Annotated in this window: 16 protein-coding genes; 1 reads left to right on the top strand and 15 read right to left on the bottom strand. The window is 48.7% G+C overall.

From position 1 onward, the window contains the following. Positions 1 to 60: 60 nt before the first annotated feature. The 15 genes from DFP97_RS10545 to DFP97_RS10475 all read right to left on the bottom strand — a co-directional run bounded on the left by DFP97_RS10545 (position 61) and on the right by DFP97_RS10475 (position 17,392). A complete protein-coding gene (locus DFP97_RS10545; RefSeq protein ID WP_114379970.1) occupies positions 61 to 906 on the bottom strand; it encodes an oxidoreductase in 846 nt (281 codons plus the stop codon). Between the two features lie 22 nt (positions 907 to 928). After that, on the bottom strand, positions 929 to 1,492 hold the full coding sequence (locus tag DFP97_RS10540) for an NAD(P)H-dependent oxidoreductase (RefSeq protein ID WP_114379969.1): 564 nt from the start codon (positions 1,490 to 1,492) through the stop codon (positions 929 to 931). A 378-nt stretch (positions 1,493 to 1,870) separates the two neighbouring features. Beyond that, positions 1,871 to 2,176 carry a helix-turn-helix domain-containing protein gene (locus DFP97_RS10535; protein WP_114379968.1) on the bottom strand — a complete coding sequence of 102 codons (306 nt, stop codon included), beginning with the start codon at positions 2,174 to 2,176 and terminating at the stop codon, positions 1,871 to 1,873. Between the two features lie 195 nt (positions 2,177 to 2,371). Further along, the gene (gene glmS / locus DFP97_RS10530; protein ID WP_114379967.1) at positions 2,372 to 4,204 is read right to left on the bottom strand and encodes a glutamine--fructose-6-phosphate transaminase (isomerizing); all 1,833 of its coding nucleotides are present in this window, start codon (positions 4,202 to 4,204) and stop codon (positions 2,372 to 2,374) included. 84 nt (positions 4,205 to 4,288) lie between these two features. Further along, positions 4,289 to 4,537, bottom strand: a complete 249-nt coding sequence (locus DFP97_RS10525) for a hypothetical protein (RefSeq protein WP_147275042.1) — start codon at positions 4,535 to 4,537, stop codon at positions 4,289 to 4,291. A 245-nt stretch (positions 4,538 to 4,782) separates the two neighbouring features. Next, on the bottom strand, positions 4,783 to 6,123 hold the full coding sequence (glmM, locus tag DFP97_RS10520) for a phosphoglucosamine mutase (protein ID WP_114379965.1): 1,341 nt from the start codon (positions 6,121 to 6,123) through the stop codon (positions 4,783 to 4,785). A gap of 53 nt (positions 6,124 to 6,176) precedes the next feature. Next, positions 6,177 to 7,562, bottom strand: a complete 1,386-nt coding sequence (locus DFP97_RS10515) for a CdaR family protein (RefSeq protein ID WP_181873458.1) — start codon at positions 7,560 to 7,562, stop codon at positions 6,177 to 6,179. Then, positions 7,555 to 8,397, bottom strand: a complete 843-nt coding sequence (gene cdaA / locus DFP97_RS10510; RefSeq protein ID WP_114379963.1) for a diadenylate cyclase CdaA — start codon at positions 8,395 to 8,397, stop codon at positions 7,555 to 7,557. Before cdaA ends, DFP97_RS10515 begins: the two co-directional genes overlap by 8 nt. Before the next feature lie 377 nt (positions 8,398 to 8,774). Continuing rightward, positions 8,775 to 10,085, bottom strand: a complete 1,311-nt coding sequence (locus DFP97_RS10505) for an MFS transporter (protein WP_114379962.1) — start codon at positions 10,083 to 10,085, stop codon at positions 8,775 to 8,777. Then, positions 10,072 to 12,207: an ABC transporter ATP-binding protein gene (locus DFP97_RS10500; RefSeq protein ID WP_181873457.1), complete on the bottom strand. Its 2,136-nt coding sequence runs from the start codon at positions 12,205 to 12,207 to the stop codon at positions 10,072 to 10,074. Before DFP97_RS10500 ends, DFP97_RS10505 begins: the two co-directional genes overlap by 14 nt. A gap of 54 nt (positions 12,208 to 12,261) precedes the next feature. Beyond that, positions 12,262 to 13,155 (bottom strand): ABC transporter permease, encoded by an 894-nt coding sequence (locus DFP97_RS10495; RefSeq protein WP_147275041.1) that lies wholly within the window; start codon positions 13,153 to 13,155, stop codon positions 12,262 to 12,264. Between the two features lie 101 nt (positions 13,156 to 13,256). Beyond that, entirely contained in the window at positions 13,257 to 14,204 is a 948-nt protein-coding gene (locus DFP97_RS10490) for an ABC transporter permease (protein ID WP_114379959.1), read from the bottom strand. A 62-nt stretch (positions 14,205 to 14,266) separates the two neighbouring features. Next, entirely contained in the window at positions 14,267 to 15,868 is a 1,602-nt protein-coding gene (locus DFP97_RS10485) for an ABC transporter substrate-binding protein (protein ID WP_114379958.1), read from the bottom strand. Between the two features lie 44 nt (positions 15,869 to 15,912). After that, positions 15,913 to 16,620 (bottom strand): isochorismatase family protein, encoded by a 708-nt coding sequence (locus DFP97_RS10480; RefSeq protein ID WP_181873456.1) that lies wholly within the window; start codon positions 16,618 to 16,620, stop codon positions 15,913 to 15,915. A gap of 70 nt (positions 16,621 to 16,690) precedes the next feature. Further along, positions 16,691 to 17,392, bottom strand: coding sequence for an isochorismatase family protein (locus DFP97_RS10475; protein WP_114379956.1), 702 nt, complete (start codon positions 17,390 to 17,392; stop codon positions 16,691 to 16,693). A gap of 267 nt (positions 17,393 to 17,659) precedes the next feature. Here DFP97_RS10475 and DFP97_RS10470 point away from each other — a divergent pair, with 267 nt between their 5' ends. Next, entirely contained in the window at positions 17,660 to 18,598 is a 939-nt protein-coding gene (locus DFP97_RS10470; protein ID WP_114379955.1) for a LysR family transcriptional regulator, read from the top strand. The last annotated feature ends 31 nt before the right edge of the window (positions 18,599 to 18,629 follow it).

Below are 18,629 nucleotides of genomic sequence, written 5' to 3'. Positions count from 1 at the left end.
GGAATTGAAAAACCGGAGTGCGAACGCCCCCGGTTCAATTGAATGTATTCGACTTAGAAATTAGACATCATCATGATCTGTACCTGTAATAACGTCATGCCATGCCTGTATATCTTTTTCAAAATTAGCCGTCTTTTCCCGGTATCTTTGCAGCGAATCCTTGCCAAGCGGCAAGTGTACCGGCGGCTTCTCCGCGTTTGCAACCTGCACGATTGCCTTGGCCAACTTGACGGGATCACCCGGTTGTTTCTTATTTGCTTGGGTAGCAAATTCTCTCATTTCTCCTACCGTTTCCGCATAATCCGGAATGATGTTACCTGACCGCGTTAGCGACGCAGCATCCAGAAATTCCGTACGGAAGAAGCCCGGGGCTACCACCGTCGCATGAATCCCAAGCGGAGCCAATTCCAATGCAAGTGACTCCGTCAATCCTTCAACAGCGAACTTCGTTGCACCATACACGCCCCATCCGATATAACCGCTCAATCCGCCAACTGACGAGATATTGATGATATGTCCAGAACGTCTTTGACGCATATGGGGCAGGACCGCCCGGGTCACATTCAACAAGCCAAAAACGTTGGTTTCGAAGTTTTTCCTCACCTCTTCTGCAGTGGCTTCTTCAACGGCACTCAACAACCCAAATCCTGCATTATTGACAAGGACATCAATTTTGCCGAATTTCTGTACGGCTTGATTCGCAGCCGCTATCGTCTGTTGTTCATCGTTAATATCCAGAAGAACAACTTGAAGATTCTCCGGATTTTCTAATTTATCAGCTAAAGACTCCGCCGAGCTCCGGACCGTTGCAACAACATTATCCCCGGTTTCCAACACAGCCTTCAAGATTTCAAAACCAATGCCTCTTGCTGCCCCGGTGATAAACCAAGCTTTTTGATTTTTCATATTGCTTCCTTCTTCCTTTGTCTTATTTTTGTAGTACGTTATCTGCTTGGAACCTCATAATCCCATCAGCAAGCAGATATTCTGCATATTGCCGAGAGCTCGAAATTAATTCTTCCTCGCTTTTATCATCGGTATCAAAGATCGTGAAAGGCCTCAAGAAGTCGGTTTCGATTAAATTGCTCGTAGCATGGAAAGGACTAAGGAGCTCATGAATCGTATAAAGATCACCGCCTCCAGGCTGATAATCAATTTCCGAGCCACCTATAGAAATTGCCAATCCAAGTTCCTTCCCTCGCAGCTTTCCACCTTTCGATGTATAGCCCCAACCGTAAGTCAGGACATCATCCAACCACTTCTTGAGAAGCGGAGGTGAACTATACCAATAAAATGGAAACTGGAAAATGATCCGATCATGCTTTTCCGCAAGTTCTTGTTCTGTTTGAACATCAATCCGCCAATCTGGATAGGATGCATATAAATCATGCACGGTAATCTGATCCGGATACTTCTTTACTTCCTCAATCCAAGCCTTGTTCACTCGAGATTTGCCCATATTAGGATGAGCGACTAGTACCAAAGTCTTCACGATTACCCCCTCCTATTCTCGGAATTCGTATTTTTACTTCCTTCAGTATTTGCCTTGTACATATTGTTTATGAATTCCGGATGATGTATTAACTTTAACGTATATTTGGGCTTTTCGCTTTTCTGTAAGGTCCGATATATTTGTTCATTTAGCTCATGCCCGTTTTTTAGAAAAGAAAAATGCACCCACTAGAATTCCATTGGATAAACCAGGGTGGTTATTCCAATGTCCATTCTAGGGGTGCACTACCAGTAGGTTATATTCCCATTTCAGCATCTCGTACACCATAATGCATCAATAAAATGACGATCCTGAGAATGTTACTCAGCATCGTTAAGTTTAACTCAGGAGATTTAATCCACCATTCATACTCTTGTGTTATCTCCTACTACGCTTAAACTTAATAAATTCTCTTACTTCCTCAAGATCTTCACTGGACATTCCTTGTAACAAAGTTTTTATCATCTGAAAATTATCGAATCCATAATCGTTGTCAAGAAGCCAATTTAAATCAACATTCATTTTTCTCTTCATCTCTATGAGCGTCTCAGCAGACGGCTTATTCTTATCCTTTTCAATTTCACTCAATCGGCCTTGAGAAATCCCGAGTGCCTTTGAGAAATCAATTTGATTTAGCTGATGCTCGATACGGATTGCTTTAATTTTCGATCCAATTGTATTCATAATGGTACCCTCTTAAAAAAATAGGTCGTCCCGAAAATAATCTATTCAGGACGACCCATGTAGTTATTTATTTAGTTTTTTAGTAGTTCCACACATTTTTTACTGGTTCCACAGTTTTTTTACTGGTTCCAGACATTTTTTACTGGTTCCACACTTTTTTATCACTGGACAAATTCACACTTCGTTTCTTTCTACCTACTCAACCGTTACACTCTTAGCCAAGTTCCGCGGCTTATCAACATCATGCTCCAATGCAAGCGAAGCATAATAGGAGATTAGCTGCAGTGGCACAACCGACAAAGCCGGCGACAAGAGCGGCAGCGTCTTCGGAATGGCGAACAGCTCGTCGACGGATTTCGCTACTTCTTCCTCTGTGCCTGCATTAGCGATACCTAGGACGTGAGCGCCACGCGCCTTTACTTCCTTGATGTTGCTTAGTGTCTTCTCGTAAAGCTCCTCTTGCGTAACGAGTGCGATGACAGGAATGCCGTCCTCGATCAGGGCAAGCGTTCCGTGCTTCAGCTCGCCGGCAGCGTAAGCTTCGGAGTGGATATACGAAATTTCCTTCAGCTTCAGCGAGCCTTCCTGCGCTACTGCGTAGTCAACGCCGCGTCCGATAAAGAATAGGTGCTTGTGATGCGAGATCGACTCCGCCACTTGCTTCAGCACGGCCGATTGCTCAAGAATGCTCTCAACTTGTTCAGGCAGCTGCTTCATCGAAGTGATCACTTCTTCGATAAAAGAAGCCTCTTGTGCCCCAATCGTACCTGCCAAGTGCAGTCCAAACAGGTAGAAAGCGACCAACTGCGACGTGTATGCTTTTGTCGAAGCAACGGCAATTTCAAGACCCGCCCATGTGATCAGTACATGGTCCGCTTCTCGAGCGATCGAGCTGCCGACAACGTTCGTGATCGCGAGCACGCGGGCACCGTTGCGCTGCGCTTCGCGCAATGCCGCAAGCGTATCGGCTGTTTCACCCGATTGACTTACAACAATTACCAAAGTATCCGGTGTAATGATCGGCGAGCGGTAACGGTATTCGGACGCAACATCCGTTTCAACCGGGATGCGCACAAGCGACTCAATAACAGTCTTGCCGACAAGACCTGCATGGTATGCCGTACCGCAAGCAACGATGTGTACTTTTCGAATTGATTTAATAAATTCAGCTGTCATACCCAGCTCTTTTAACTCGACAGATTTACCGTCTTCCGTGATGCGGCTCATCATCGTGTCACGGTATGCTTTTGGCTGCTCGTGTATTTCCTTCAGCATGAAGTGATCAAATCCGGCTTTCTCCGCAGTCACCAGATCCCAATCGACATGAAATATTTCCTTGGAAATAATTTCGCCCTCAGTCGTCAACAGTTCGACACCATTACGTGTCAGCACAGCCATTTCGCCGTCATTTAAAATGTATACGTTGCGCGTATGCTCCAAAATTGCCGGAATATCCGAACCGATGAAGTTTTCGCCTTCGCCTACACCGATAACGAGCGGGCTTGCATAACGAACCGCAACAAGACGATCCGGTTCAAACTCCGTCAATACGCCAAGCGCGAACGCTCCACGCATACGCTTAACAGCGCGCTGAACTGCTTCGACAATATTGCCGTCGTATTCGTCAGCAACCAGATGGGAAATAACCTCCGTATCCGTTTCCGACACGAAAATATGCCCTTTCGCCATCAGTTCTTCCTTTAGGTTCAAATAATTCTCGACAATTCCATTATGCACAACGGAAAATTTGGCAGAGTTGTCGGTGTGCGGATGCGAATTCACATCGGACGGTTTGCCATGTGTAGCCCAGCGGGTATGACCGATCCCGACAGAGCCTTCAAGCGGCGCTTCGCGCAGCAAGCCTTCAAGATTCGCCAAACGTCCTTTGGACTTTGTAATTTCGAGCCCGTTTTTCGTGAAGACAGCGATACCGGCGGAATCATAACCCCGATACTCCAGCTTCTTCAAGCCATCGAGCAAAATGTCCTGCGAGTCGCGTTTACCAATATATCCTACAATTCCACACATAATTTAATAAGCCTCCGATAAGGTATATTTCCCGTCCTAAACCGGATGCCTGCCAAATGCGTGGCACAGGCAAATATGAAGTTGTCACAGATTAATCCCATTCGTTGCGGAAAATGTAACCCTTCTGCCCGTGCCAGCCCCACCGGCGGCATCTTGGACATATGGGAGAAAACGATCATTAATTGAGATCAAAAATAGAGCAGCCTGCCGCACGTTTGTAGGACCGGTCGCCCGGCCGTTTTGCGTAACGGCTTTCGGTTGGCTTGCTAATACCGGAAGGTCCCCGCCGAATGTTTCGAACACCTTCACCTCGTCAGCTTTCCGTATGAACACCCGCTCCAAGCTCATCATTCTCAGCTTTGAAGCCAATCATTCATCACGCAAGCTCTGGCGCTTAACTTGCTTAAATAACCTCTATCCTCGCTTTCCTTCTTGAATCATACTACCTATCATATTCATTTCGAGCTGAGTCTGCAACCTATTCTTTGAAAATTGAATTCATTTTTTACATTTTCATGCAAAAAAGGGCGGCCAAACGACTGTTTGACCAGCCTTCTTCTTCTACATGGAGTTAAAAATTAACCTAATTCACTTTTAACGACCTCAGCGATTTGCGCTACATATGCCTCAACCTGCTCTTTATCAGGACCTTCGGCCATAACGCGGATCAGCGATTCCGTACCAGATGGACGCACCAAAACACGGCCGTTATCTCCAAGCTCTGATTCTACCCGCTTCACAGCTTCCTCGATCGCTGCGTTGCCTTGATACAAGCTCTTATCCGCCACACGAACGTTAACGAGCTTTTGCGGATATTTACGCATAAGTCCTTTGAGTTCACTTAGCTTCTTGCCTGAAGCAGCTAATGTATCTACAAGCTGAAGAGCAGTTAAAATGCCGTCGCCTGTCGTAATATGATCGAGAAAAATAACATGGCCGGATTGCTCGCCTCCGAGATTGAAGCCGCCGCGGCGCATTTCTTCCATCACGTAACGGTCTCCGACCGCTGTTTGTGCAGTTTTCAGCCCTATACGTTCCGTCCCTTTGAAGAAACCGATATTGGCCATTACTGTCGTTACGATCGTGTCTTGCTTCAGCTTGCCAGCGCTCTTCATAGCATCGCCGATAATACACAAAATAAAATCACCGTCGACCTCTTCGCCCTTCTCGTCAATCGCAATCAAACGATCCGCATCGCCATCGAACGAAAGACCAAGATCTGCACCGTTCTTAAGCACCTGCTCACGCAAATATTCAGGATGGGTCGAACCGACGCCAGCATTAATATTAAGACCGTCCGGCTCGGCACCTACCGTTATTATATCCGCTCCAAGCTCGCGGAATACGGATGGCGCAAGCTCGTATGCGGCACCGTTCGCGCAGTCGAGCACGATTTTGAGACCGCTGAACTCGCCTTTAATCGTCGTTTTCAAATAGTCCAGGTAGCGCTGTTTCGCGCCTTTATCGCTAGACACCGCTCCGATATCCCCGCCCTCAGGGCGTGGCAAATCATCCGTCGCTGCATCGATTAACTTCTCAATTTCAAGCTCTGTATCGTCAGATAATTTAAAGCCGTCGCCAGCAAAAAATTTAATGCCGTTATCTTCTACCGGATTATGCGAAGCTGAGATCATAACGCCCGCATCCGCGTTTATTTCGCGAGTAATGTAAGCAACTGCAGGTGTCGATACGACACCAAGACGCACCACGCTGGCGCCAATCGACAATAAACCTGCAATTAATGCAGATTCCAGCATCGGGCCGGAAATACGTGTATCCAGGCCGATGACCACTCTAGGCTTGTTAGCCTTCCGCGTTAATACGTAACCGCCGCAGCGGCCGATTTTGTAAGCCAGCTCAGGTGTAAGCTCACGGTTCGCTACACCGCGCACGCCGTCAGTACCGAAATATTTCCCCATTTTTAACATGCTCCTTTGGTAATTGTTCTGTTCTTTTTTCTCTTTTAAGTTGTTCAAGTACCAGTATCAGTAGTTGTACCATCGGAAGCGTTATCGCCGTTAATCCCATCGCCAGAGTCTGAAGACTCGGCCGGAGGCGGCTCCGATGGGGTGCCGCCTACCTCCTCCGCCGCTTCTTGCTCGGCCTCAGCGGCTGCGCTATCCAAAATTTCGATCGATACGGTCAATGGTTGACCCCTACTGATAACAGTCTGGACAAAAGCAGGCACATCTACCTGAAGCGGTACAATATGTACGCCAGGCCCGAGTCCCTCAACATCCGCAATAACGTTAATCTCATCAGGCCGCAGCGCAGAAAGCACCGATTCTGCACCGCTAATCGTCAAATCGATTTTCCCGTCTTCCGGTGAGCGGATAAGAGCGGTTAGGCCAGCTGTTACACCGTTAATCATGACCTTGGTATCCTTCAATGTACGGGTTGCAGTTGGAGCTACTACGACATCCAATGTCACCTCTGCCGGCTCGATAAGTTTAATGCCCTCTACCGGCTGTGTTTTCACCTGTAAGCTCCCAGACTGCTTTACCTTCGACAGATCAAGTACAGCGCCGTCATAGACCTGTACCTCATCTAGTAACTTCTGCTCACCGTACACGGTGACCTGATCGATTGCAGGTTTAATGGAAACGATGCTTAAACCATCGGGTAAGCTTCCTGTATAACGTACCTGGAGCGGTACGGTCTTGAATGGCGGTGTTACTTTCACTTCAACATGTACCGTCTCCGGAGTTACGACAGCATTCGTCATTTCAATGCCTTCTGTATCATATACGATAACTTTGGCTTTTTTGTTAACAACTGTTTCATCCGCACCGTCCACATTGACCTCAGCAGATACAAGTCCGACACGGCTCATATCATCTTTCGGGAGCGTAACCTCGACCCCGTTCGTTTCTGACACGACAGCGGGTGTTCCCGCTATGTAACCGTCTGCAGGCTTGCCTTCCGCTACGACTTGAAGCTCGAACGGCTTCGTCAATATCTCCTCCAGCTGCACCGTAACGGTACGAGGGGACATTTCCACAAGCTGAATGCCTTTAGGTAAGTCTAAGATCAACGGCAATTCCTGAATACCTGGTTTCGCATCGTTCAAGTCCACTTTTACTTCATAATCTTCCACTGAAGAAGCCTTAAGCAGATCGGAAATCCGCCCTTGTACTACAATCCTTACGACGGTAGGCTCCATAGCAGAAAGAGTGAATTTCTCTTCATTCAAACCATCCGTAATAATTCTCGCCGCTTCAATGGTTTTTATATCAAAGCTGGACGTCACCGCTTCCGGCGAAGTATCAGGGTCTATATGCACGACCGCCCACAGCAGTAATCCAAGTATAATAGAAATGATTTTAAGGGCAGTCGGGTGACTTAGCCATCTATCCATGACGGCCTCCTTTCCGCTTCCAGAACGAAGTGACCAGATCATGCTCCTTGGCGCGCCCGTTCGTATTCGGCGTTAACTCCTCGAACAGCTTTGAGATAAGCGATTCATCATTAATATCACGAACAATCATTCCGCCAAGCGACAACGACACTTGTCCTGTTTCTTCCGATACAGTTACTGAAATCGCGTCTGTCACCTCGCTTACGCCAATTGCAGCGCGATGCCTTGTGCCAAGCTCTTTGCTTATAAAAGGATTTTCCGAAAGCGGCAAGTAGCAGCCGGCCGCCATAATTTGATTGCCGCGAATGATGACCGCTCCGTCATGAAGCGGCGTATTCGGAGTAAAGATGTTAATAAGCAGCTCCGACGTAATTTTGGATTCCATTTGAATGCCCGATTCAATTAATTCGTTCAACCCCGTACCACGCTCAAATACGATAAGCGCACCGATCTTCCGGCTGGCCATAAACCGGATCGCTTTAATGACGCCGTCAATTTGATCGTTGACAACATCGCGATCGAGCGAGTATGAACGAGCGAACAGCTTTCCTCGCCCAAGCTGCTCCAGCACCCTTCTGAGCTCCGGCTGAAAAATAATGAGGACGGCAAAGATCCCCCACGTAAACATCTGATTCATCAGCCATTTCAGCGTATACAAATTGAACCAAGTGCTGATCGCCCATACCGCAACCAGCACGAAAATTCCTTTCAACAGCTGTACGGCACGGGTTCCGCGCACGAGCAAAATCATTTTATAAATAATAAAGCTGACTATGCCAACATCAATAATATCCTTAATCCAGTCATGCCATGTTAAATCTGAGAAATAATTCATATGCCAACCCCCAACAGCCGATCACCTTTTTTGTGTCTATGAGCGGATTTCAACTTTATTATTTTCTAGATTAGAGAAGGGAAATCCTTTTTTCCAAAAAAAATATTTTATAATATTTGATTATAACACTTTAGACCGGACCATCCTGAGGTTTTTTCCGCAAGGAGTTTCAAAAAGAAATGCTGTCGCAGGATACGGCCACCACATTATCGAAAGGATTCATAACTACAGGCTTGAAAAATAAGCACAAATGATTAAAGCCCGGAACTGGCTCATTAATCGAACCAATTCCGGGCTTCCCTTTTAACTTTTAAAGCGTTTAAGCATTAAAGTGATAAGACTGATGAAGATTGTATAATCAGGCAGGAGACCAGTTTTTACATCGTATGCGGTTTAGGCTCCTCCGCGGCAGTGGTGGTACTGCTCCTCCGTTCTTTGCCGACTCCCCGCTCCTTTACAGCTGTCCCCTGCGTGCGCAGCTTCCACTTCATCGAAGTGTATGCTGAAAATCCAAGCATAGTCACGACCAGAAATCCACCTCCGGCATAGAAAGCGATTGTCAAGCCAAACCATTGTCCAAGCACCCCGAACATAGCCGGGCTTAAAATTTGGGAAAAACGGTTCATAATGAGGCGAAGTCCCATGATTTTGCCGCGGTCCGAATCCTTCGTATCGTTGACGATGATCATGATGCTCACCGGTAAATTGACGCCTACCGCAGCGCCCATGATAAGCGCGAGCAGGACCACTCCTGCCACATGAAGCCCGGCGACAGGCGTTATGACGACACAGATAGCGGCTATCAAACCGGCGATCAGCAAAATTCGCTCCATGTGCGTCCTCTTCATTAGCCATCCCAGACCATAACGCGACAGCATGCCGGACAGCCCTTTTATCGAAATGATAATGGAGATCAGCATCGTCGAATAGCCCAGCTCTTTTAAATAAATCGGCATGAAGCTCATATACAGCGCCTGAATGTACATAATGAGAAACGTTCCGATCAGTCCAAATTGAACGGAACGGATTTTAGTCAAATGAATACCGCTCGCATAGCTGTCGACTATTCCCTTCATCTTAAGCAGCTCTCTAGGATTCACAGCATTTGCATGGGAAGTGTTTCGGTAGCCTTTGGATACCACTAGCAGCACGATGAAAAAGAGTATCGAAGCGGCGCAAGCAGCCCCGAAGGAAAACTTGTAGCCGAATAGCGCATTGGCAAAGATGGAGGTCAGGGCGCCGCCGATTAACGGACCAATCATGCTGCCACCCGACATCCACATCGAATATTTTTTTATATTTTCGTTGCGTTCCTCTTTCTCTCCTTCCGATACGAGCACCTGAAAGGAAGAGGCCATAATGATAACGCAGGCTCCCATGAAGATCTGTGACAGGCTAAGCATCCACAAGCTTGAAGCAATCATGTTGGTGAACAGCGACAGAATGAGCAGCACACTTCCATACTTAAGCATTTTAATCGGCCCGACGGAATCAATCAGCTGACCGATCGGCATGGCTATAAATATCGGAAGCAGCGAGCGCATCGTCACCATAAAACCAATGGCGGCGGTCGATGCTCCGATCTCCTGGGCATACAGTGTAAAGAAAGGCTGAGCCATCCCGGTAATAGTAAAGAAAAGTCCCCCGCCGTATATGCCGAATTTCCGGTAAAACTCAGGAGACAGCATGACAGGCGACCTCCCTGCGCTCAAGATATTCTTGTAACGCCGGCTTTCGCTCGGTGCACAATACGGTAACTTGAGGGCAGCGGCTGCTGAATGCGCATCCGGCAGGGGGAGCGGCAGGACTCGGCAGTTCGCCTTTCAGCAGCTCGATGCTTCTGGAGGCTTCGATTTTCGGATCTGGGACAGGTACGGCTGCAAGAAGCGCCTTCGTATATGGATGCGCCGGATTCACAAATATTTCTTCCGCTGCACCATATTCGACAATTTCGCCTAGATACATAACCGCGATTTTATCTGAAATATAGCGTACGGTCGATAGATCGTGGGAAATAAATACGAAGCTGAGCTTTAGCTCCTCCTTTAAATCGCAAAGCAGATTGATGATTTGCGCGCGCACTGACACATCTAGAGCCGATGTCGGCTCATCGGCTACTACAACGGTGGGATTAAGCGCGAGCGCCCTCGCTACACCGATACGCTGCCGCTGTCCTCCGCTTAATTGACTCGGATATCTTTCCAGATAAGACGGATCAAGCCCTACCTTCTGAATGAGTTCCCGGACAATCAGCTGTTTTTCCTCCTTCGTACCGATTTTGCGTACATCCAGCGGTTCGGAAATAATTTCAGCTATTTTCATCTTCGGGTTAAAGGAAGAATAGGGATCCTGGAAAACAATCTGAATGTTGCCATTCAATTCAATTCGCCCGCCTGTCGGCTCATCCAGCTTTAACAGCATACGGGCGGTTGTGCTTTTTCCGCAGCCGCTTTCGCCTACGATGCCGATCGTTTCTCCGCGCCGCAGCTTAAAGCTGATGCCATTGACGGCACGGATTTCCGAGTCTTTTTTCCAAGGCAGCATCGACGTTTTTTTGAAATGCTTATGCAAATCGGTAATTTGCAATACGATATTCGCATCGTCGGCGACAAACGCATTGATGCGAGTCGCATCCCCTTCATTTGCCCCAACCGGCAATGCGCTCCGCTCTGTCGTGATGACGCCCGCAGCGTCCGCTGTGTTAACTCTCTCCTGCTTTGTCAACGCATTCAGCTCTCCTCTGCTAAGCTGCGTAGTGATGCTCTCGTATCCTTCCGTCATCAGCCCATTCTTCAACCAGCAGGCAGCCAATTGCCTGCCCTGCCGCGGCATCAGCTCTGGCGAATCATTGTTGCAGCGCTCCGATGCGGCTGGGCAGCGCTCCTTATAGGAGCAGCCAATTATCGGCAGCTTCATATCAGGCGGAAAGCCCTGAATTTGCAGCAGCCTCACCCGTTTCTCTCCGCTTACGCTTGGAATCGTCTTCAGCAGGCTCTGGGTATACGGATGCCTGGGCGAATTGAAAATTTCGTCGACTGTGCCGTATTCGACAATTTTCCCCGCATACATGACCGCCACCTTCTGAGCGAACCTTGCAACAAGCCCAAGATCATGCGTAATAAACATCATCGCGCTGCCGGTCGTTTCGGTCAGCGTCTTCAACAACTCGACGATTTGCGCCTGGATCGTTACATCCAGCGCTGTTGTCGGCTCGTCGGCCAGAATCAGCTTTGGCTTGCACGAGAGCGCCATGGCGATCATAACCCGCTGCCGCATGCCTCCGCTCATTTCGAATGGATAAGAGGAGATTCGCTTATCCGCATCGGGAATACCGACCTGATTCAGCAGACCCAACGCATGCTTGCGTGCTTCTTTTGACCCTAACTTCAGGTGCTTGCGAATCGGCAGCACCATCTGTTCCTCTATGGTCATGACCGGATCAAGCGAGGTCATCGGATCCTGGAATACAGTGCCGATGGCACTGCCTCTAAGCTTGTTAAGCTCGGCCTCGCTTAGGCCCACCAGTTCCTTGCCGTCCAGCCGCACACTGCCGGATACAAGCTTGCCCGGATAGGCAATCAGCTGAATCAGCGACATTGCCATCGCGCTTTTACCCGATCCGCTCTCTCCTACGATAGCCAGCCGCTCGCCTCGCTGAATCTCGAAACTTACGCCGTTTACCGCTTTGACGATACCGGATTCAGTGAAGAAATGAGTGTGCAGATCGCGGACCTGCAGCAAAGGCTGATTAGCTGAGCCCGGAATATCGGCATTGCGGTCTATCGTTCCTGCTGCTGCCCCCTTATCCATAACTGTCATCTCCTTTGGCCTTAAAGTTGAAATGCTGTTAACCAGTATGTCGGTCTATTTGCGGGCTCTCGGATCAAGCTCTTCACGAATGCCGTCCGATAGAAAGTGAAGCGAAATGGCAATAAGCAAAATAACCGCTCCTGGCAGCGTGGAGATCCACCATGCCTGTTGCAAATACATCTGACCGTCCTTAATGATGTTGCCAAGCGACGGCTCCGGCGGCAGAATGCCGAGTCCGAGGAAGCTGAGACTCGCTTCGATCAATATGGCGTTAGCCGAGGCGATGCTGGCGGCGACGAGCAGCGGCGCTATCGTATTCGGCACAATATGCTTTGCCATAAGCCAAATCTGGGGCGCTTGTACCGTACGGGCCGCATCAATGTACGTACGCGATTTTAGGCTGAGCACAAGCGACCGCTGCAAGCGGATGAACCGGGGAACGTCAGAAAGAGCAATGGCACAGATGACGGGAACCGTCCCGGCACCGAGGATTGCCACCAAGCCGATGGCCAGAAGCAATGAGGGAAAGGCGAGAAAGATATCGACGACACCCATGATCATTCGATCTGTCGTTTTTCCGAAAAAGCCGGACACCGTGCCGAGCACAATGCCAAAAGCCAGAGCGATAAGTGCGACTGAAAAGCCGACGAACAGCGATACTTTAATGCCGGACAGGGTACGGCTTAGAACATCGCGGCCCAGCTTGTCGGTCCCGAATGGATGCTCTAACGACGGAGCATTCAAGCTTGCCCGTATATTACTTTCAAGCGGCGCTTGCAGCGGCAGTGCCGGCGCCAGAAAGGCCAGCAGCAGAATAGGCAGCAGGATGAGCATCGCCCATTTCGCATTCTTGTTTACATACAGAAATCGCATGTAAGAGATCTGAATCCGTGGTTGTGCCGGAGCAATCGGCTGCCCTATCGTACCGGCCACAGCTTCTTGTTTCACGTTTAACCCCTCCTCCTCCTCATTTTGCGAAAAAAATACCGCTTCGTGCAGACAAGAATCCTTCCCATATTGATTGCGATCAGCATAACCCTTGGAATTCGTCAAAACTGGACGCGCGGATCTACCTTTTTGTAGATGATATCGGTAATGAAGTTGATGGCGACAAAAACGAACGCATAAAACAGGATGACATTCTGCACAAGCGGGTAATCTCGGCTATTGATGCCGTAGACAAGCAGCGTTCCGATGCCCGGGATGGAGAAGATAAACTCGACTATGACGGTACCGTTGAGCAGATTGCCGAAGCTTAAACCAACTACGGTAATAATCGGAAGCATTGCATTTTTGAGTGCATGCCGAAAGACGACAGCAATCTCGGACATGCCGAGCGATCTCGCGGTGCGAACATAATCCTCGTTTAATACCTCAAGCACGGCGGTCCTTGTAATACGCGCCAGCGTGGCAACCTGAGAGATGGCGAGCACAAGAACGGGTAAAGCGATACGCTTAAGCATTAGCATGGGGTCTTCTAATGAAACCGTACCGCTTGCAGGCAGCAGCCGCAGGTTGAGGGAAAGGAACAGCATGAGAAGCAGCGCAGTCCAGAAGGCAGGCATCAGATCGACGACCATGGCTGTCCAGGTAATCGCGTTATCGAGCTTTTTCTTGCCCTTGTTCGCCAAAAAAGCAGCCAGTGTTCCAAGCGGAATAGCAATCAACACGGAGAGCAGAACGGTGAGCCCCGCCACCATCAGCGTAATCGGGAGCGCCTTGAGCATTAGCCCGGCGATCGGAAGCGATGTCGTAATCGTACTGCCGAAGTCAAAACGGGCGACGCTTTGGATATAATCCGTATACTGCTGCCAGAGAGGGGCGTCAAGCCCAAGTCTCTGACGAAATTCCTCAAGCGCAGCGCCGGACAGGTTGTCGCCGGCCATCGCCGCCGCCGGATCGCCCGGTATCATACGGATTGCGAAGAAGACGAGCGTAACGACGCCAAACATGGTGACGATCAACTGCATAACCCGTTTTATCGCATAGCTCAGCATCACGTTCCACCTCCACCTATTGTACTGCTCACTGGTAACGATATTCGTAATGAGCTATAGCCTTATTTAATGTCAACGCCGTAGAAATTGACCTGTGCCAGCTTATTAATGACGATACCCTCGACGTTCGGCTTGCTTGGCCAGTAGACGTTGCTGGCATAAGTCGGCAGATAGGGCAGTTCTTCCATGACGATCTGCTGCACCTCTTCGTAAAGCTTTAGACGGCTAGTATCATCCTTTTCGGCCCTTGCGGCCTCCAGCTTCTCCGTCAACTCAGGATTATTGTAGCGGGCGCCATTAAGGCCTTTCGGGGCAATGTTGTCGGGATGCAGATAGCTGAACAGTACCATATCCGGATTTACAGCCGGCAGCAGCCTTCCGGAGACGTCGAAATCGCCGCTGTTTCGCTTTTCGTTGTATGTCGGCGTATCGACTAGCTCGAACTCTAGATTGATGCCGACAGCTTTGAGATATTCTTGCTCCAGCTGCATCTGCTCGGTTACGCCAGACGCCGACGTGCCGTCCTGCGTAATCGTAAACCCGTTCGGATAGCCCGCATCGGCAAGCAGCTGCTTGGCTTTCTCCGGATCGTAGCCGTACTGTTTCGTATTCTCACTGTACCCACTCATCCAATCAAGCAGCATACTTTTAGCACTCTTCTGCAAACGGGGGGATACACCCTCGGCGATTGCGTTGAAATCGACAGCGTGCGCCCATGCTTGACGAACCTTTAGATTTGCAAGAATCGGATTTTCCAAATTGAACACCTTCAGAGATGTCGCATAATTTTCCACGTTATTCATTTTAAAGCCGGCCTTCTCCAAAATATCAAGATTTTCCTCGCGATTAGAACGCATAATTACATCGATCTCGCCGTTCTGAAGCGCGATGGTAGCGGTCGATTCATCTTTGATAATGCTGAAAATAATTTTCTGGAGCTTCGCAGGCCCTTGATAATAATCGTCATGCCTGACAAGTATGATTTCCGAGCTTGGATCAATCTTCTCTGCTGCGAACGGTCCTGTACCAACCGGGTTCCATTTGATTTGATTACCGAATTTCTCGACAACTTCTTTCTTTACGATCTGGCCCTGATGATAGTTCGCCACCTGATGCAGAAAGTTGCCGTCCGGCGATTTGAGCTTGATGACGACCGTATAATCGTCAGGCGCTTCAATGCTATCCACGTTGTTGAACTCTGCGGCATAAGGTGATGCAGTTGCCGGATCGAGAATACGGTTGTAGGAATACAGCACGTCGGCTGAGGTGAATTCACCGTAACCTTTCTGCCATTGTACGCCCTGCCGCAGCTTGAAGGTCCAGTTCATGTTGTCGTTCGTCTCCCACGATTCAGCCAGATCCGGAATAATCTCTCCGGTAACGGAGTCATAACTTGTTAGCCCGCTGAAAATATTAAAGGCTATGTTCTCGTTTTCGATCCGGAAAATGTTGGCCGGATCATAGCCTGCGGGATCATCATAGAAACGGACCTTAAGTACCTTTGGCTCCCCGGATTCCGTTGAAGGAGTAGCAGCACCATTTTCTGAAGCGGCGGTTTCAGGCGTATTTCCGGATGCAGGATCAACGTTGTTGGAGCATGCGGACAGCAGCAGCAGCCCCGCTACGACCAATAAGCCGATATTAAGCTTCCGTTTTCTTCTCATATGGTTTCTCCCCCTTTGGCTTGGACCGCCAGTTTATCCATATATCACGCGTGGATCTTCTGTTTGTTCGCCGCTCCTATTTGATTGAAATATTCTTTGGCGTCTTCAAGAAAGACGACATCTGCGTATTTGTTATGCATATCGTACAAGTTCATATAGTGGGAAGCTTCGGTCCGGTCGAATACGCATTCCGATACGACGCCCATCCTGAAACGCTGGGTCGCGCCGTCCACGACGGAAGCACGGACACAGCCGCTTGTCGTTTCACCGGCCACGATGACGGTGTCAATACCGAGGCTGATCAACTGAAAGGTGAGGGGCGTGCCATGAAACGCGCTCGGCGCCGCTTTTTCAATGATGAGCTCTCCTTCAACCGGTTTCACCTCATCAACGATTTGCGTGCCGCGCTGCCGCATTTCCGGCGACATCTCTACAAGCTTCCGCTTCCGCCTGCCCCAGTGATTAACGCCGCTGTGCAGCCCTTTGACGTGAATGACTGGAATGCCGTTTTCGCGGGCTACCGCGAGCAGCTCTGCCGTTTTATCTACCGCCGCCCAACCTTCGAGTCCCGTGCTGCTCGGCCACATTTCCATCGATTCGAAGATCGGCTCCCGCTTGAAGCCCAGGACGCTATAGTAAATATCGATCAGAACGAACGCCGGCTTGCTTCCGAATCCATACAGCTCTTTTTTACCCCACTGCTCATCATGTTTTTTGTCCCGCTCGCTTAAATACGCTTCCCATCCATACATGTACATAACCTCCTAAAATTTGATTTGAATTTTACCGTGTTTACCTGACAGCCATTTAAATTGAAACATCTTATATGGTTACCGTTTTGCCTACCTGGTTGAAGTATTGCTTTACCGCATCCAACTGCACGACATCGGCATACTTCTGATTCATATCGTATAGATTCATCCAATGAGAGGCTTCCGTCCGATCAAATACACATTCCTCTACAACGCCCATTCGGAATCTGTGTGTCGCGCCATCCACGACGGATGCCCTCACGCACCCGCTCGTCGTTTCGCCGCAGCAGATGACTGTATCGATACCCAAGCTGACCAGCTGAAAAAGGAGCGGCGTGCCTTGAAATGCGCTCGGTGCCGATTTCTCAATGACCAACTCACCGCTGACCGGCTTCACCTCGTCCACGATTTCGTACCCTTTAAGGCGCTGCTCCTCCGATAGAGTCGATGGACGGGACTTGCGGTGGATCCACGGTTTGATGCCGCTCTGCAGCCCTTTCACATGAATGACCGGAATGCCGTTCTCCCTCGCAACCTTAACCAGTTCAGCGGTTTTGTCAACAGCTGCCCACCCTTCCATTCCAGTGCTGCCCGGCCAAGTCCTCATCGATTCGAAAATCGGCTCGCGGTTTGTTCCCAAAACACTGTAGTAGATGTCGATCAGCACCAGCGCGGGGCACTCCCCGAAGCCGTTCGGCTCCTTCTTGCCTGTTAATTGATTGTGCTGTTTGTCCCGCTCCGAGAAATATACTTCCCAGCCTTTGGAGTTCATTTCATTTCCTCCTCATCATTTTTTTGTAATTACGTAAAATAAACTCACATCAATTTAACCTATACCTGACTTTATATTTCTGTTGACATCATCATACATGTGATAAATAGGAGGGTAAATAGTCGGTTTTGAATAATTTTATTCATTTAGTGAATGATAGCGGATACATAACTGAATTTTCTGATATTTTAATTGTATCAACTTCATTCTTTTGTTAAAATTACGTCATATATTGTAACGCCATTCCAATAGGGGGAATAAGGGATAATGAATTTGGAGCAAATTTCAACGTTTCTGACCGTCTATCAAAGCGGAAGTTATAAGAAAGCGGCAGAATTGTTATATCTTCCTCAACCTACGGTTTCCCACCGGATCAATCAGCTTGAGAAGGAGCTAGGCAAATCACTGCTCCTTCGCGGTAAAGGCAAAGTGAAGCTAACCGAGGAAGGAAAAGCATTTCTGCCTTATGCACGCCGCATACTGGGAGCGATAAAGGAAGGTCAGGAGGCGGTGGAGCGTGTAGGCGAAGGGGCCACCGGCAAACTGTCAATCGGATGCAACAATTCATTTGCCGCTTATGTCTTGCCGAATGTCATGGATTCTTTTACCCGCGACTATCCGCATGTATCGATCAAGGTTTACACATACGCTTCAAGCGAGCTCGTTAGGCTTATGAAAAATCAACATTTTCAGCTGGGTATTACCAGATATACAAGCAATGACAGCGGCATGATATATCGGCCGATTCTAAGTGAGCATGTTATGCTGCTCGTATCACCCGAGCACCGGTTTGCGAAACGCAGCTCAGTTAAACTCGAGGAAATTTTGCAGGAGCCGATACTGACCTACCCTAAGGAAACCCAATACCGCAAAATGATCGATGTTACGCTAAACCAGTTCAATTTAACCTATCAGGCAAAGCTGGAAACAAATAATTTGCAGCTGATCAAGCATTTCCTAAAACGAAACGCAGGCGTCTTTCTATCCGGAAGGACGTATATGATGAATGAAATTAAAGAAAAAGAGCTGGTTCAAGTAGAAATTGAAAACAACCCTTTCCCGCTTAGTCAGGTTTTTATCGCTTATCGTGAAAATGAGCTGCATAGTCTGGATTATTTATTCATTAAGCATTTCGAGGAACGAATCAATCAACGAGTCAAAGAAGACACCCTCGTGGGTGTCTTCCATGCGACAGGCACAAACTGACCAGGACCAAAATCCCGATGGTAGTCCTGCG

This window comes from Paenibacillus prosopidis (assembly GCF_003337375.1).
GTDB classification, from domain to species: Bacteria; Bacillota; Bacilli; order Paenibacillales; family Paenibacillaceae; genus Pristimantibacillus; species Pristimantibacillus prosopidis.
This window is presented reverse-complemented; position numbering and strand designations above follow the sequence as displayed.